At 64.6% G+C, this 15,365-nt stretch carries 15 protein-coding genes; 7 read left to right on the plus strand and 8 right to left on the minus strand.

Annotated elements, in window-relative coordinates; translation table 11 throughout:
- Positions 1 to 3: 3 nt before the first annotated feature.
- The 7 genes from PSET11_RS07070 to PSET11_RS07100 all read right to left on the minus strand — a co-directional run bounded on the left by PSET11_RS07070 (position 4) and on the right by PSET11_RS07100 (position 8,420).
- Positions 4 to 1,545 carry a glycoside hydrolase family 32 protein gene (locus PSET11_RS07070; RefSeq protein ID WP_124091399.1) on the minus strand — a complete coding sequence of 514 codons (1,542 nt, stop codon included), beginning with the start codon at positions 1,543 to 1,545 and terminating at the stop codon, positions 4 to 6.
- Positions 1,542 to 2,612, minus strand: coding sequence for an ATP-binding cassette domain-containing protein (locus PSET11_RS07075; protein ID WP_124091400.1), 1,071 nt, complete (start codon positions 2,610 to 2,612; stop codon positions 1,542 to 1,544). Before PSET11_RS07075 ends, PSET11_RS07070 begins: the two co-directional genes overlap by 4 nt.
- Positions 2,609 to 3,571 (minus strand): ABC transporter ATP-binding protein, encoded by a 963-nt coding sequence (locus tag PSET11_RS07080; RefSeq protein WP_124091401.1) that lies wholly within the window; start codon positions 3,569 to 3,571, stop codon positions 2,609 to 2,611. The genes PSET11_RS07075 and PSET11_RS07080 overlap by 4 nt, the downstream gene beginning before the upstream one ends.
- Positions 3,568 to 4,530, minus strand: coding sequence for an ABC transporter permease (locus PSET11_RS07085; RefSeq protein WP_238989068.1), 963 nt, complete (start codon positions 4,528 to 4,530; stop codon positions 3,568 to 3,570). Before PSET11_RS07085 ends, PSET11_RS07080 begins: the two co-directional genes overlap by 4 nt.
- Positions 4,531 to 4,539: 9 nt before the next feature.
- On the minus strand, positions 4,540 to 5,517 hold the full coding sequence (locus PSET11_RS07090; RefSeq protein WP_124091402.1) for an ABC transporter permease: 978 nt from the start codon (positions 5,515 to 5,517) through the stop codon (positions 4,540 to 4,542).
- Between the two features lie 94 nt (positions 5,518 to 5,611).
- Positions 5,612 to 7,279, minus strand: a complete 1,668-nt coding sequence (locus PSET11_RS07095) for an ABC transporter substrate-binding protein (RefSeq protein WP_124091403.1) — start codon at positions 7,277 to 7,279, stop codon at positions 5,612 to 5,614.
- A gap of 79 nt (positions 7,280 to 7,358) precedes the next feature.
- Positions 7,359 to 8,420, minus strand: coding sequence for a LacI family DNA-binding transcriptional regulator (locus PSET11_RS07100; protein WP_124091404.1), 1,062 nt, complete (start codon positions 8,418 to 8,420; stop codon positions 7,359 to 7,361).
- 341 nt (positions 8,421 to 8,761) lie between these two features.
- On the opposite strand from PSET11_RS07100, the gene PSET11_RS07105 reads away from it, so the two are divergent.
- The 7 genes from PSET11_RS07105 (at position 8,762) to PSET11_RS07135 (ending at position 14,041) form a co-directional block, all read left to right on the plus strand.
- Positions 8,762 to 9,460, plus strand: a complete 699-nt coding sequence (locus PSET11_RS07105) for an HAD family hydrolase (protein ID WP_124091405.1) — start codon at positions 8,762 to 8,764, stop codon at positions 9,458 to 9,460.
- A gap of 44 nt (positions 9,461 to 9,504) precedes the next feature.
- Positions 9,505 to 10,722, plus strand: coding sequence for an MFS transporter (locus PSET11_RS07110; RefSeq protein WP_124091406.1), 1,218 nt, complete (start codon positions 9,505 to 9,507; stop codon positions 10,720 to 10,722).
- Positions 10,723 to 10,724: 2 nt separating this feature from the next.
- Entirely contained in the window at positions 10,725 to 11,438 is a 714-nt protein-coding gene (locus PSET11_RS07115) for an esterase/lipase family protein (protein WP_124091407.1), read from the plus strand.
- 182 nt (positions 11,439 to 11,620) lie between these two features.
- Positions 11,621 to 12,169: an alternate-type signal peptide domain-containing protein gene (locus tag PSET11_RS07120; protein ID WP_124091408.1), complete on the plus strand. Its 549-nt coding sequence runs from the start codon at positions 11,621 to 11,623 to the stop codon at positions 12,167 to 12,169.
- A 90-nt stretch (positions 12,170 to 12,259) separates the two neighbouring features.
- Positions 12,260 to 12,868: a hypothetical protein gene (locus PSET11_RS07125; protein ID WP_124091409.1), complete on the plus strand. Its 609-nt coding sequence runs from the start codon at positions 12,260 to 12,262 to the stop codon at positions 12,866 to 12,868.
- Positions 12,858 to 13,565: a signal peptidase I gene (locus PSET11_RS07130; protein WP_377947156.1), complete on the plus strand. Its 708-nt coding sequence runs from the start codon at positions 12,858 to 12,860 to the stop codon at positions 13,563 to 13,565. The genes PSET11_RS07125 and PSET11_RS07130 overlap by 11 nt, the downstream gene beginning before the upstream one ends.
- A complete protein-coding gene (locus PSET11_RS07135; RefSeq protein ID WP_124091410.1) occupies positions 13,565 to 14,041 on the plus strand; it encodes a hypothetical protein in 477 nt (158 codons plus the stop codon). The genes PSET11_RS07130 and PSET11_RS07135 overlap by 1 nt, the downstream gene beginning before the upstream one ends.
- 405 nt (positions 14,042 to 14,446) lie before the next feature.
- On the opposite strand, the gene PSET11_RS07140 is transcribed toward PSET11_RS07135, so the two are convergent.
- Positions 14,447 to 15,352 (minus strand): phosphatase PAP2 family protein, encoded by a 906-nt coding sequence (locus PSET11_RS07140; protein ID WP_124091411.1) that lies wholly within the window; start codon positions 15,350 to 15,352, stop codon positions 14,447 to 14,449.
- Between the last annotated feature and the right edge of the window lie 13 nt (positions 15,353 to 15,365).

The raw sequence follows: 15,365 nt of genomic DNA on the forward strand, positions 1-15,365 counted from the left end.
GTGTCAGGGGTGGAGCTGCCGGCTGTCGGTGAAGATGTCGGCCATGGTCCAGGCGTCCAGCGACTGCAGCTGAACCGTCCCTGCGGCGGCTGCCAGGCTGACCTCTTTGCCGTGCAGGGTGGGGTAGACACGGGCCGTGAGGGGTTTGCCGTTGGCGAATATTTCGAGTGCTGACCGATCAACCAGCACGCGAAGGTGCACCTTGCCCGCCGGCATGGGGATGGGGCCGGACTTTTCTTCCACGTCCACGGTGGGGTCCAGGCTGCTCCTGGTGCGGTCCAGCCGCAGGGTGCCATGGGAATCAGGGCCGGCCTCGCGATTGACCTCGATCACTGTGGTTTCGCTGGAATCCGTGGTGGCAAGTACCTCGAGGCGCAGGGAAGCACCCGGAGCCAGTTGGAAATGGAGTTCGAGGTCCAGCTGATTTCCCGAGACAGCGGATACTGCGGGCGCAGCGTCTGCTACCAGCTCCATCCCGCCCACGTGCACGTGGTTACTGCGAAGATTCGCCAGCTCCGGTACGGGGGCGAACGTCAGGCTGCCGTCAGCGGCGAGGGACGTAACGCGGGGCAGGCTCATCACCCCGGACCAGCCAGCTTCCACCATTGCGGCGTCGCTGCGGCCTTCCTGCAGCCAGCCGAACATGATCCGGCGGCCGGATTCGTCCAGGAAGGACTGTGGTGCGTAGAAGAATCGCCCGCCATAGTCCAGCCGATGCAGGTCCCCGGGGACGTAGGAGTTCCCGGCGTAGCGCCCGGTCCAGTACAGCGGGTGCCGAGTATCGCCGTCGTCCCAGGCCGAGAAAACCAGCACATCCGGCGAGTTGTCCGTGGACGCAGATCCGAGCGATCCCTGTCCCGCCCGGAACAGGTCGACACATTCCCACATGGTGCCGGTCCAGTCGGTGTCCGCGGGGTCTCCCTGGGCGGCGTCGCCGATGAACAGCGGCCCAATGTAGTCCCAGGACCGCAGATCAGCGGACTCGTACAGGAACGCCGTGCCGCCGCGGCTGCGGATCCCCGATCCCACCAACTGCCGCCAAGTGGCCCCTTCCCGCCAGACGCAGTGGTCCCGGTACGCGGTAATCTCGACGCCGGCCGGTGGGGCTGCGATGACCGGATTCGCTGGATCTTTGGACCAGGTCCTGAGATCGGGGGTGCCCACCGCAAGGCAGGGCAGTTCCTGGCCGTCCACCCGGCCCGAATACACCAGGGTGGGGATGCCGTTGTCGTTGACCAGTACCCCTGACCAGCAGCCGTCGGCATCTGGCCCCGCTGAAGGGCTCAGGGCCACTGGCTGGTCAGTCCAGGTCACCAGATCAGTGCTGGTGGCGTGGCCCCACTGAATATCGTGGTGGAACGCGCCCTCGGGGTTGTACTGGTAGAAGAGGTGGTACGTGCCGTTCCATTGGCTGACGCCGTTGGGGTCGTTGAGCCAGCCGGCGGGGGAGACGAAGTGGAAACGGGGCCGGAGGGGGTCAGCCTCGGCGCGGGCCAGCAACTGGTCCTGGGGAACGGTGGCGAGGGGATGGATGATTTCGGTCATGCGGAGGTCAACTTGTCTTTCGGTTCGGTTGCCAGGGCGTGCCCGCCGCTTCCGGCCAGCGGCCGATACAAGTGGCAGCGCACCCAGTGGCGGTTTTCTGGATCCCCCACTTGGTGCCGGACGGGTTCCGCTGCGGAGCAGGCCTGGTCCGGATCGCCGTCGAACGCGCAGTGCGTCGAGGACATGACGGCCTCCCGCAACCTGGCGCGCTGCAGTGGATCGTAGGATCCCGCCCGGGCCGGATCAGGCACGGCAGAGACCAGCAGCTGGGTGTAGGGGTGCGCTGGATTGGCCAGTAAGTCCAAGGACTCCCCTTCCTCCACGAGCTCACCCGCAAACATCACGGCGGTCCGGTCGGCCAGGTAGCGGGCGGAGGCGAGGTCGTGGGTGATGTAGAGCATGGAGATGCCTTGTTCGTCCCGGAGCTTGCGCATGAGGTTCAAGACGCCGATGCGGACCGAGACATCGAGCATGGACGTCGGTTCATCGGCCAGGATGACCTGCGGCTCCACAGCGAGGGCGCGGGCAATGGCAACGCGCTGCCGCTGGCCGCCGGAAAGTTCATGCGGGTAGGAGTTCAGCATGTCTTCCTGCAGTCCCACGGTGGTCATCAGCTCAGCCAAGCGTTGTTGGGTGTCCTCCTCGGACCCCGTGCCCTTGTGGTGGATCGCCAGGGCACGGCGCAGGAAGTGCTCGATCCTGTGGGCCGGGTTCAGGGAGCCGAACGGGTCCTGGAAAACCATCTGCAGTTGGGCGCGGTAGGACCGGGACGCCTGGAACCGGTCGCGGTGGAGGACGTCGACGCCGTCAAGCAGGATGGCGCCTGAGCTCGGCTTTTCGAGCCGGGCCACGCAGCGGGCCAAGGTGCTTTTGCCGGACCCTGATTCCCCGACGAGGGCGACGATTTCGCCGCGGCCGATGGTCAGGTCCACCTGGTGCAGTGCCCGAACGGACTGCCGGGAGAACAGCCCGCCGATGGGGAAAGATTTGCCGAGGCCACGAATTTCCAGGGCAGGGACCTCGACGGCTGGTGGGCTCACGGGTGACGTGGGAAGGGTGGTGCTCATGGTGTGGCTCCTTCCAGGGATGCTGCGGGAATGGGGGAGTCGACGGCGGCCGTGGGGGCGACGAAATGGCCGGGCGCCACCTCGGTGAGGTCCGGGATGTTCCGGAACTTCACGCCGTCGGGCAATCCTGTCAGCGGGACCCGCGGACCGGTGAGGGGCGGAAACGCACCCATCAGGGCCTGGGTGTACGGGTGGCGGGGGTGGGCGTAGACGTCCTGCGCTTTGGCGGTTTCCACAATCCGCCCGCCGTACATGACGCCCATCCGGTGGGACAGTTCCACCATGAGGGACATGTCGTGCGTGATGAACAGGACGGAGAAGCCCAGCTCGCGTTGCAAGTCCTTGATCTGGGCCATAATCTCCTGCTGCACCACCACGTCCAGCGCTGTGGTGGGCTCATCCAGGATCAACAGCGAAGGTTTCAGGGCCACGGCCATGGCAATCACCGCACGTTGCCGCATGCCGCCGGATAGTTGGTGCGGGTAGGACTTGAGCCGGCCGGAATCGATCCTGACCAGCTCCAACAGTTCACCGGCACGCTTGAAGGACTCCCTGCGGGAGTACCCGGCATGCGTGGTGAAGATGTCCACGATCTGTTCGCCAATGGTCATCACCGGGTTCAGCGAGTTCATGGCCGACTGGAACACCATGGCCACGTCCTGCCAGCGGAACCGGCGGAGCTCCTCGGGACTCATGGCCAGCACGTCCCGGCCGCCGAAGGAGATGCTGCCGCCGGCGATTTCCGCGGGATCCTTGAGCAGGCGCATGATCGAGTTGGCGATGGTCGACTTCCCGCAGCCTGACTCTCCAGCCAGGCCGAACACCTCGCCGGTGCCAATGCTGAAGGAGACGCGGTCCACGGCGGTGGTGGAGCGGGTGTCACCGATGTACTTCACGGTGAGGTCCTTGACCTCAAGGACCGGCTGGTGTGAGCCGAAGGAGACTTGGGAGACGGTCATTTGGCGGCGCTCCGTTCAGTTGTCTTGGGGGCTTTGATTTTCCGCAGGCGGGGGTTGGTGACTTCGTCCACGGCGTAGTTGATCAGGGCCAGGGCGAACGCAACCAGGGCAATGCAGACACCGGAGGGCACGAAGACCCACCAGCTGCCCGTGAGTAGCGCTCCTTCGTTGCCTGCCCAGAAGAGGTTGTTGCCCCACGAGACGGTACTGACGTCCCCGAGGCCCAGGAACTCGAGTCCGGCCTGGGCGCCAATGCCGTAGATGACGCAGCCGAGCAGGGTGCCCATCACGATCGAGGCCATGTTGGGGAGGATTTCGCGGAACATGATCCGGCCGGCGCGCTCGCCGGTAACCACGGCCGCAGCCACAAAGTCCTTTGATCGGATGGACAGGGCCTGGGAGCGCAGCACCCGGGCCGAACCAGCCCAGCCAGTGACCACCAGGACCAGGATGACGGTTCCCAGGCCCGTAGGCAGGAACGCCGCCAAGATGACCAGCAGCGGCAAGCCCGGCAGGAGCAGGAAGACGTTGGTCAGCAAGGACAGCGATTCGTCGATGAACTTGCCGAAATAGGCTGACGCGAGGCCCACCAGGATGCCGATGAAGGTGGAGGCCAGGCCCACTGTCAGCCCCACGAACAGGGAACTCCGGGATCCGTGGACGGTCAGGGCCAGGACGTCTTGGCCTTTGGCCGTGGTGCCGAGCCAGTGTTCCGGCGATGGCTCCTGGGATGCCAAGGCAGTGATCCGTGACGGATCTCCCGGAAACAGGAAGGGCGCCAGCAATGCCACGGCGATGAAGGCGACCATCAGGGTCATGCCCACAAGGGCCTTCTTGTTGGTGATGAGGCCGTGGATGAAGCTGCGTTTTGGCTTCTGCCGGACCGGGCGCGGACGGTGGGCAACGGGTGCCTGGTCCGTGGCCGATTCCGGGGTGGTGTTCTCGATGAAAGTTGTCATGGTGGGCCCTTAGTTGCTGCGCACGCGCGGGTCGAGGCGGACGTAGAGAATGTCCACCAGGAAGTTGGCCAACAGGACAGCGGCCGTGATGGTCAGGAACAGGCCCTGCATCAGGGGGTAGTCCAGGCCCTGGACGGCGTTGAGGAGTTGGTAGCCAACGCCGGGGTAGGCAAACACCACTTCGGTGAGCAGCGCACCGCCCACCACGAAGCCCAGGCCCATGCCGAAGCTGGTGACGGAGGGCAGCATGGCGTTCCTGGCTGCGTAGCGGAGCATGATGCGGCCCGGGCGGAGTCCCTTGGCCTCGGCCATGGTGATGTAGTCCTCGGAGTTGGTGGCGATCATGGTGTTCCGCATGCCCAGCATCCAACCGCCAATGGAGACGAGCACGATCGTCAAGGCCGGCAGCACCAGGTGGGCGCCTACATCGCCAATGAACTCCCAGGTGAACGCGGGTTCAAGGCCGTCCGTGAAAGCGTGCCGGATCGGGAACCAGCCCAGGACCACGCCGAAGAGGTAGAGCGCGCCCATGGCCAGCCAGAAGTAGGGAAACGAGCCAATGAAGACCAGCAGCGGGGGAAGCGCCGAGTCAATGGCCCCGCCGCGCCGCCAGGCCGCGAGGATGCCCAACAGGTTACCCACGACGGCGGCAATCACCAGGGCGGTTCCGCCGAGCAGGAGCGTCCAGCCGATCTGGGCGGAAATGACTTCCGTGACCGGGGTGGGGAATCGGGAGATGGAGACACCCATCTGACCGGTGAGCATGCTGTGCAGGTAGCCGAAGTACTGCTCCCAGATGGGACGGTCGTCCACGCCCAGGAGTTTGCGGAGAGCTTCGATTTGTTCGGGCTGCATCCTGTCCTGGGTGCGGGCAAACATGCGGGAGACGGGGTCGCCGGGCATAAAGCGCGGGAGCAGGAAATTCAGGGTGATGGATGCCCAGAAGGCAATCAGGTAGAAACCCAGGCGGCGCAGGATGAAGCGCACGGTTTCCCTCCATTCGGGAATTGCGGAAAGTGTGGGGCTGCACGCCCGGCGGCAACAACGGCGGACCGGGCGTGCAGAGTGTGGTGGAGGTCCGCTACTTGCGGGGTTCGAGCGTGGTCAGGACCAGGACGGTGGTGGGTGCACGGACCGAGAGGGTCGCGTAGGGGTTGTCCTGGGTGGGCCAGCCGGTGAAACGGGTGTCGTTGAAGGCACCCCACTCCGGGCCGGAGAACAGCGGCACCAACGGGGCGGCGTCGTTGTACTCTTCCTGGAGCTTGTTGGCGATATCCTTCTGCTTTGACTGGTCAGTTTCGGCCGCGAACTGGGCCAGCAGGCCATCAGCCTTGGGATCGCCGAAGCGGTGGTAGTTATCGAACGTCGAGGTCCCTACCGGTTTGACGGTTGCCGAGCCCATGGTGGCGTTGAAGTATTTGTAAGGGCTGGGATCGTTGGCGGACCAGACGATGCCTGAATCAAAGTCGCCCTTTTCGTAGCCCGCCACGACGGCGGCCCAGTCCGGTGAGTCCACCTTGGCAGTGACGCCAACTTCGGCGAGGTTCTGCGAGATCACGTTGGCCACGGACAGCCAGTCAGACGAGGTAGCTCCCACGGAGATCTTGAACTCGAAAGGCTTTCCGTCCTTCAGCGTGCGCTTCCCATCAGCTCCCTTGGCGTAGCCGGCCTTGTCCAGGAGATCGTTGGCCTTCTGCACGTCAAACTTAGTCCACGTGCAGTTGTCCTTGACCTGGGTGTTTTTCCAGGTCTCATAGTTGCCGGAGAGCCCGGTGCAGTCAGCTGGCTGGGCGTAGCCGCTCATGCCGATCTTGGTGACCTGATCGCGGTCAACCGCCATGCTCAAGGCCTTGCGGACATCCACGTCATTGAACGGTGCCTTGGTGGTGTTGAGCTGCCAGTTGATCATGGCGCCCGTGGGCGGGAACCAGTACTGGCGGTGGTCCTTGTCCTTGGAAATGAACGTTTTTTCGATGTTGGGGATGTACTGCGGCGCCCAGTCCACATCGCCGTTCGCTGCGGCGAGGTTAGCGCCGTCGTTTCCGGCGAAGGCCAGCATTTTGACGCCAGCGATTTTCTGCTTATCCGGCTGCCAGTAATTCGGGTTCTTCGTCAGAACGAAGGACTGAGCCTGGAAGCTGTCCACCTCGGTGTACGGTCCGGTGCCCACAGGCTTGGCGTTCGCGTCCTTTTCCGGGTCCGCAAGGGTGGACCAGACATGTTTGGGCAGGATGGAGAGCTGCCCGACGTCGTAAAGGGCCGGGGACCAGGGCTTGTTGAAGCTGAAGGTGACCTTGTTGCCGTCCGCGGTGACGGTGTCCAGGTATTCGAAACCGCCCTTGAGTTTCTTCTGGAGTTCGAACGTGTAAGCAACGTCCTCGGGCACCAGGGGCTGGCCGTCGGACCATTTCACGCCGTCGCGCAGGGTGAACGTGATGGATTTGCCGTCGTCGGCGGCCTTCCACTCGGTGGCGAGCCACGGCACCGTATCGCCCTTGGCAGGGTTGAAGATCAGCAGCGATTCGTAGATGGACTGCTGGACCATGGGGTTGACCGTCGGTGCGAACGGGTTGAAGTTCTGGACGAACGTGCCCATGTCTTCGCGGGGGATGGTGAGGAATGCGCTCGCGGCGGCGTCGCTGCCGCTGGTCTTGTTGACGTTGGCTGCGCAGCCGGTCAGCAAGAGTGCGCTTACTGCCAGGCCGGTGGCCGTGATCCGGGCAGCCCTGAGCAATCGGGGTTGTGTCATGATGGTTATCTCTTTCCTGTCTTCATCTGCAAGGTGAAGGGGTGGGTAAGGGGTTGCTCTTCGGCGAATGATTTCGCGGTCAGACCGAAGAGCGTTCTAGCAGCGGACAGTCGACCAATTGCTGGTCGGCAAGGATCGGCTGTCCTGCTGTCAGAGCGTTGAGTGTCTGGACGCCCAGGGCACCCATTTTTTGGAACGGCAACGCAACGGTGGTCAGTTTGGGCCTGAGGTAGGCCGCAATCAGTTCCTGGTTGTCGAAGCCGATCACAGCTATGTCGTCGGGGATTCTCAGTCCCCGTTCCTTGATGGCGTCGTAAGCGCCCGTCGCCATGCGGTCGTTGAGGCAGAACAGCGCCGTGGGCGGGTCCGGGTGGTCAAGGATCTGGCAGGCTGCCTCATAGCCGCCGTCCGCCGTCGCATATCCGGCTACCACCAGGTCGGGGTCCAGCTCCAGTCCGGCGCTGGTGAGCGCGTCACGCGCACCCTCCAAACGCCCCACAGCAGCCGGAATGTCCGGATCCAGGTTGATCACTCCGATGCGGCGGTGGCCGCTGCGGAGCAGGCGTTCGACGGCGACCCGTCCACCTGCGCGCTCGTCCGGGACGATCGAGGGTAGTTTCCCGTCCGCGTCGAAGCAGTTGATCAGGACGGTGGGAACCTCCTGCGCGCTCGCCGGTACATGGACACCGCGGTGGAACGTCGCCGCGTACAGCAGTCCTTCCACCCGCTGTTCGAGTAGCTTTTCGGTTGCGGCGTCCTCAAGGCCTTGGTTGGGTCCTACGGCATCGGCCTGGTCGGAAGGGGCGATGAGCAGGAACCTGCGGTCCAACCAGGCCTGGTCCTGGGCGCCTTTGATGACGTCGACGGCGAATGGTGCCGTGACGATCTCGGTGACAATCCCGTACCAGTCACTGCGCCGGGAGGCCAAGGCGCGGGCGCCGGCGTTGGGTCGGTAGCCCAACACCTGGACGGCCTCGATGATACGGGCCCGGGTTTCCTCGGAGATGCTGGTGTTTTCGCGGTTACTCAGCACAAACGAGACAGCGGTCCGGGAGACGCCAGCATGCTTGGCGACATCGCTCATGGTGACGCCCCGCTGCCGCACTGCTGCGGCGGATGGGGACGCTGTGCTCTTCGCCATTAAACGCTCCGGTCTTCTTTGACGCTGGCGGGTGCCAGGTGGTGATCATCTGTAGATCCTGATCCGCTACTAGTAACGCGCGTAACCAAGAATCTGTGACTTAGGTTACGCGCGTTAGTTGAGGCCTGTCAAGAGGTCATTGAGAACCGGGGACACCCGAAGTCGGGACGCCGCTGCGTGCGCGGGTGTAGCCTCAAATAAGGACAGTATGCTTACTAATTAAGTGGAACTGATGGCGCAGCGCCTGGGCGACGACATGGGCCGCATCGGTAGTTCAGTTCGCGCCCGTGGCAGGCTTCCACGTCCAGCCCAGAAAACCGCAACGGAAGGCACCCATAACGATGACCCCATCACCCCGGCGCGCAGTGCTGTTCGACGTCGATGGAACCCTGGTCGATTCCAGTTACCTCCACGCCCTGGCCTGGTGGCAGGCTTTCCGCCGGGAAGGCCACGACATTCCCATGTCCGCCCTGCATCGCTGCGTGGGGATGGGCGGCGACAAGCTTGTCCAGCATTTCCTGCCGGAGTGCGACGACGCAACGCAGGAGTCGTTGTTGACCACCCATGGTGCCGTCTTCTCCACCTTCTGGCCATCGTTGCGAGCCTTCGACGGTGCCCGGGACCTTCTGGCTGCCTGCTCCCAGGCGGGGCTGGCTGTGGGGCTGGCCTCATCCGCGCAGCAGCGTGACCTCGACGCATCCATGGAAGTACTGGCAGCGCGTGACGTCATTGATGCGTGGACCAGCTCCGGCGACGCCGAGGCGAGCAAGCCAGATCCGGACATCCTGGTGGCCTGCCTGGAAAAGTTGAAGATCGATGCGGCAGACGCCGTGTTCGTGGGTGACGCTGTGTGGGACGTGCAGGCTGCTGCGGCGCTCGGGATCCAGGCGATCGCCCTGACCTGCGGCGGAATTAGTGCAGGCGAATTGCGTGACGCCGGTGCTGCAGAAATCTACGACAGTCCCCGGCAGCTCCTGGATCACCTTTCGGACAGCATCATCGGCGCCCTGCTCACCAGCGAGCCGCGCCTGCCTGCCTGACGTCATGCCGGGTTGGCCATCTCCGCAGCCATAGGATGAACACGATGACAGTTCCCGGAGACCCACCCCCGTTCAGCCTACGCAGCATCGCCGTTGCCGCCTTCGGTCCGACGCTTTTGTACGGTGCCGGGACGGGAGCCATTCTGCCGGTGGTGGCCCTGACTGCTCGGGATCTGGGTGCCTCCGTTGCCCTTGCAGCATTGATCGTCACCCTGATGGGGCTGGGCGCGTGGTTCTTCAATCTGCCCGCGTCACTGGTGACCCTCAAATACGGCGAGCGCTGGTCGATTGTGGGCGCCGCCGCTGCCGGGGCTGTGGCGCTGGCCGTGGCCGCCCTCAGCACCGTGCTTCCCGGTGGTTTGTGGCTGTTGGCTGCCGCGATGCTCGTCGTCGGGATGTCCGGCAGTGTCTTTGGCCTGGCGCGGCAGAAGTACCTCACGGAGGCCGTCCCCGTGCAGCATCGCGCCACGGCCCTGTCCACCCTGGGCGGCGTGAACCGGATTGGCATCTTTATTGGCCCGTTTGCTGGCGCGCTGGCCATGCAGTTTGGCGGGATCTCTGCCGCCTACTGGGTGGGCGTGGGCGCCCTGGTTGCCGCGGCCTTCCTGTCGCTCACCATTCCTGACTTGGCCTATACGCCAGGTACCCAGGGGCCCGACGGCGGACCGGAACCTACGCTGCGCAGTGTTGCGGTGTCGCACGCCCGGGTTTTTCTCTCCCTCGGCGTGGGGATTCTTTTGCTCAGCGCGTTGCGATCGTCCCGCCAGGTGGTCATCCCGCTCTGGGCCGACCACTTGGGGATGGACGCCACCCAGGCGTCCCTGATCTATGGGCTCTCCGGCGCCATCGACATGTTGGTCTTCTACCCGGCCGGCAAACTCATGGACCGCAAAGGCCGGCAGTGGGTGGCCATCCCGTCCACGCTGCTCATGGGCCTGGCACTGCTGCTGATTCCACTCACGGGGTCCTTTGTTGGCCTGTTGCTGGCGGCGCTCCTGATCGGCTTCGGCAATGGCATCAGCTCCGGCCTGGTGATGACCTTGGGCGCGGACTTCTCCCCGGATCGCGGCCGCGGCCAGTTCCTTGGCCTGTGGAGGTTCATGGCGGACGCCGGATCCACCGGCGGACCTGTGCTCCTCTCCGGGGTGACAGCGATCGCTACCCTGGGCGCGGGGATCTCAGCCACCGGGATCCTGGGGTTCGCCGCGGCGGCCGTGTTCGCCGTCGTCATTCCCCGGCTCCGGCACCGGCGCAACTACTAGCCATGGGCGAACCGCGAATGTTCCTGCAGAAGGCCACATGGTGGCTTGCCGATTACGCCTACGCGGCCGGCTGGCAGCTGCGGGGGATCGCGTCGCGGGTGAGCCCGGAGTCGTTTCACCAGGGGCACCTGCGGCCGGTGGTGATCATTCCAGGCGTGTACGAGAACTGGCAGTTCATGCTCCCGCTGATCCAGGCAATTCACGACGCAGGCCATCCCGTCCACGTGGTCACCGTCCTTCAGCGCAACAAGCTCCGGGTGCCCGCGGCGGCACAGCTCGTAGCGCGGCACCTCGAGGAGGCGGGCCTGCGGGACGTGATGCTGGTGGCCCACAGCAAGGGCGGCCTGATCGGCAAGTTCGCCATGCTTCGGCTGGATCCCGAGCAGCGAATCCGCGGGATGGTGGCCATCTGCACCCCGTTCTCCGGCTCCCGCTACGCCAGGTTCATGCTGCTGCCAAGCCTTCGGATCTTCTCGCCCCGCAACGCGCTGACCCTCCGGATGACGCGGGAACAGGCCATCAACAGCCGGATCACGTCCCTTTACGGCGTGTTCGATCCGCATATTCCGGAGGGTAGCGTGCTGCCGGGCGCCACGAACATCGAACTCGCCGCCGCTGGGCATTTCCGGATCCTGGGGGACCGGGAGACGGCGCGCCTGGTGGTTGCACAGCTGGCGGCTGGATCCGCCGGCGAGCTGCCGCGGGCCCTGCCCTGAACCAATCCGAATGACCGCTGCTGAACCATCAGCAAGCTTCTGACATGCGGTTTCTCACCTGATGGAAGCTTGAGAGAACCTTGAGTTAACCCTGACGCAAACCCCTACTTGGTCCTGATCTTCGCTGTGCAAAGTAGTTCTCAGCAGCAAACCACACACCAAGAACTTATAAAGGGGACACCATGAAGAACAGCACCATGATCAAGGGAACCGCAGCCATCGCCGTAGGCGCAGCACTGTTGCTGGGCGGCGGCGGAACGCTGGCAGCCTGGAACGCAGAAGCCACCGCAGCTCCGGGCACCATCGTCTCCGGCGACCTGAACGTCGTCAAGACCGCCGCAGGCGTCTGGAAAGACCGCGCCGGCACCACCATCGCCGACATCAGCGCCTACCGCGTTGTCCCGGGCGACAAGCTCACCTTCACCCAGGACGTGGACGTGACCCTGACCGGCGACAAGATGGCCGCCAGCATCGTCGCTGAAGGCGTCGGCGCCGTCAACGGCTTCACCCCCGCCAACGTTGCAGTTTCCGCCCCGGCACTGACCATCGGCGGCGTGGCCGTCACCAACAACCTGGGCCCCAACTCCGCCGTCCAGAAGGTCACCGCCACCATCTCCTTCGAATTCCTCTCCAGCACGGCCAACCGCGCCGACGTCACCAAGAGCTACAACTTCGGCAACGTGAAGTTCACCCTGCAGCAGGTAGTGGCTGGCAAGGCTGGCCTGCTCTAACACAGGCGCACCCTGCTTCACCTGACTTACCCCCGGTGGGCGGCTTCGACCGCCCACCGGCAGGACAATGAACTTTCACCAGGAGGAACCATGCGCGTCAAGCGCACACTGCAGGCGGCAGCACTCATCGCCGCAGCAGTCATCCTGGGCCTGGTCACCGTCCAAGGAACCTACGCACTCTGGAGCGCCAACGCCGTCACGGCCCCCGGAACCATCAGCTCCGCATCGTTCGACGTCGCCATGACCGCCGCAACCTCAGGCCAAAGCACCAACATGACGTTGGCATCCGGCCAGTCGGCAGCCCTCGCATTGGGCCCGACGGCGGCACTCCAGCCCGGCGACACCGTCCAGGCCGGCGTGGTGGTCACCAACAACACCAACGCCGGCGGCACCTTCAACACCGCCACCACCGCAGGACCCGCCACCGTGGCCAACGCAGCCGGTGGCACACTGGCGCAGTACCTCAGCGTCACGGCCAAGATCGCGGCCTCCACAGCAGAATGCGCCACCAGCACCGGCTACACCGCAATCGGTACCGCCGGCCTCACCTCCCCAGCAACGCCCAAAGCCGGATCCACCGTCTTCTGCTTCCAGGTAGCACTCAGCACCTCAGCACCCTCCACCGTGAAAGGACAAGCCGTGAACATCACGCTTCCTATGACCGCCCGTCAGTTGTGCGGGGTGCCCGGTGGCTGCTGAACTGCTTGAGGCTCCGGTCTCTTCTCCTGATCCCTCTTTGGTCCCCGCCGTTTCCGCTGGTGCGCCTGACACCGCTGGTGCGAAGCGCTCCGGCAAGCACGCTGCCGGCGAGAAAAAGAGCGGCGGCATCCTGGCCGCCGTCGGACGCAGCCTGAGCATGGCCGCCATGCTGGTGGCGCTGTTCGCCGCCGCCGTTCTGATCGTGCTGCCGTTCGCCACCGGATCGCACACCTACACGGTGCTGACCAACTCGATGGCACCCAAGTTCCCGCCCGGCACGTTCATGGTCATGAAGCCGGCCGCGTTCGACACCCTGCAGTACGGCGACGTCATCACCTTCCAGCTCTACTCGGGACGCCCCGACGTTGAAACGCACCGCATCGTGGGCTTCGGCGCCACCCAAGACGGCGAAAAGACCATCATCACCCGCGGCGACAACAACGGCGCCAACGATCCCGAGCCCGTCCGCGCCATGCAGGTCAAGGGCAAACTGTTCTACGCCGTTCCCTACGTGGGTTTCGCCGCCAACGCCCTGGGCAACGCAGACCGCGACACCTGGACCACCTTGGCCGCCGCCGGCCTCATCGGCTACGGCGCCATCATGGTGTTCACCTCCGTCCGCAAGAACCGCAAGACGCGCACTGAATCTGAGGCTACTGACACTGGCGCCGCTGCCAACTCTGTTGAGGTGCGGTAATGCCGAAGTTGCGGAAGCTGCCCGGCGCGGCCCTGGCCGTGGGCGCCTTCATCCTGACAGTCCTGCTGGGCATCGGCGGCGCACCGGCGTCGGCCTTGTGGCAGCAGAGCGCAGCGGCCACCATGACGGTCACGGCCTCCACCACCTGGCCCGGTCCCGCGTTCGATACCGGCTGTTCCAACGTCTGGTTCAACCGCTACATCGTGCTGAGCTACTCGCTGCCCAGCACGCCGAAGACGCTCACCTACGCAGCCAGCCGACCGGACGGTACCTTCTCCGCACCGGACACCGCCAGCGCAGTGAAAAACGGCAACGAATGGGTCTCTGTGGACAATGACATCTTTGCCAAGAGCGCAGGCATGAACACCGTGGTCATCCGCATGACGGCAACGTTCGCGAACGGTTCAGTCTCCACGTCGGATGTCTCGGTGGTGCTCGAGTCAGCCGGTGGCTCCCGATGGATCTACTGCGCCTGACCACCAACCCTCCCGGAGCTTTTACGGGTGTTTGGCTGACGCTCCCGGAGCTTTTGCGGGTGTTTGGCTGACGCTCCCGGAGATTTTGAAGCCGGGGGAGTCGACGACGGCGCCGCCAACGAAAGGCGAGAAGCGGCGTTGGGTGGGTGCCGCCGTCGTGCGTTCAACGCAGCATGATCCGCGGAACGGGCCTTAAACATGGAAGTCCCGACACCGCTGTATGGGGGGCAAGAGCGGCGCCGGGACGACATGGGGGCTGCTGTTATACAGCCGGTGCCGGGCCGATGGGGGGATCGACCTGGCATGGTCAACTATGGTGCTCGCGGCTCAAGAAAATGGGCTGGAATTCATCAAGGTTTCGTCAGTTTTGGTGGGGAAGTCCTCGAGTTCGTCCCGGGCCCCGCGTCAGGGAGTTGTTGCGGACCGGCGTCGGACGGCGTAGGCAAAGAGAGCGGTGACGGCCACGGTGGCTAGATAGCCGGCGATGACGATCAGCGCGATTCCAGCCCAGAAATAGTTGGTGACGCTGACTTGCTGCCAAGGGCTTGGTGCTATACGGGCGAGTGAATAGACCGCCACGAGAGCCCACGCCAGACCAATCAGTACCGGGAGCGTGATCCAGATGCGCGCCGAGCCGAGGTGCCCGCCGAACCCGTCCCACGAATTCCACGAACCGCGCCGGACCACAAGCCACCCTGCGGGGATCATGAAGGCGCCCACCAACAGAAATGCGGCAATGACGTCGGCCGGACGATGCCATTGGTTGATGACGGTGGACGCGCCGGATGCGATGGCAAAGGTGCCGCCAACGAACCCGGCGAAGGGCCGCCACTTGGGCGATGACATCAGGAACAACGCGGCCGCCGCGGACGCAGCAAGGGTTGTGTGGCCGGACGGGAGCGAGTTCAGTTCCAGGGTGACCACACCGCGGTCTGGCCGAATCGGTAAGAATTCCTTGAGGACCTGGGTGGCTGCGTTGGCACCGATACAGGCAGCGACAGCGATTCCCGCCTCGGCCCACCGCCGTCGAATCACCGTCACGAAGAGGGCCACGATGGCCGAACCCACCAAGGATATTGCTGGCAGGGAATCGAGCAGCTGGGTGCTGGCTTGGCCAGCCTGTGCGCTGATGGCGGCGGCCTCCACGAGCGCGGACTCGTCAATGTACTGGCCGGTGGTGGTCTGGACGAAGAAATAGTAGGTCCCGATCAGTCCCGCGACGCAGGCCAGGGTTGCGAGCACGAAGAGCAAGCCCGAGCCCGGAGCGGGGCGGGCTGAGGTCTTGGATCGTGCTGAGTGCGAAACGGCCATTAGTTAAGGGTGG

The organism is Arthrobacter ulcerisalmonis, assembly GCF_900609065.1.
Taxonomy (GTDB): domain Bacteria; phylum Actinomycetota; class Actinomycetes; order Actinomycetales; family Micrococcaceae; genus Arthrobacter; species Arthrobacter ulcerisalmonis.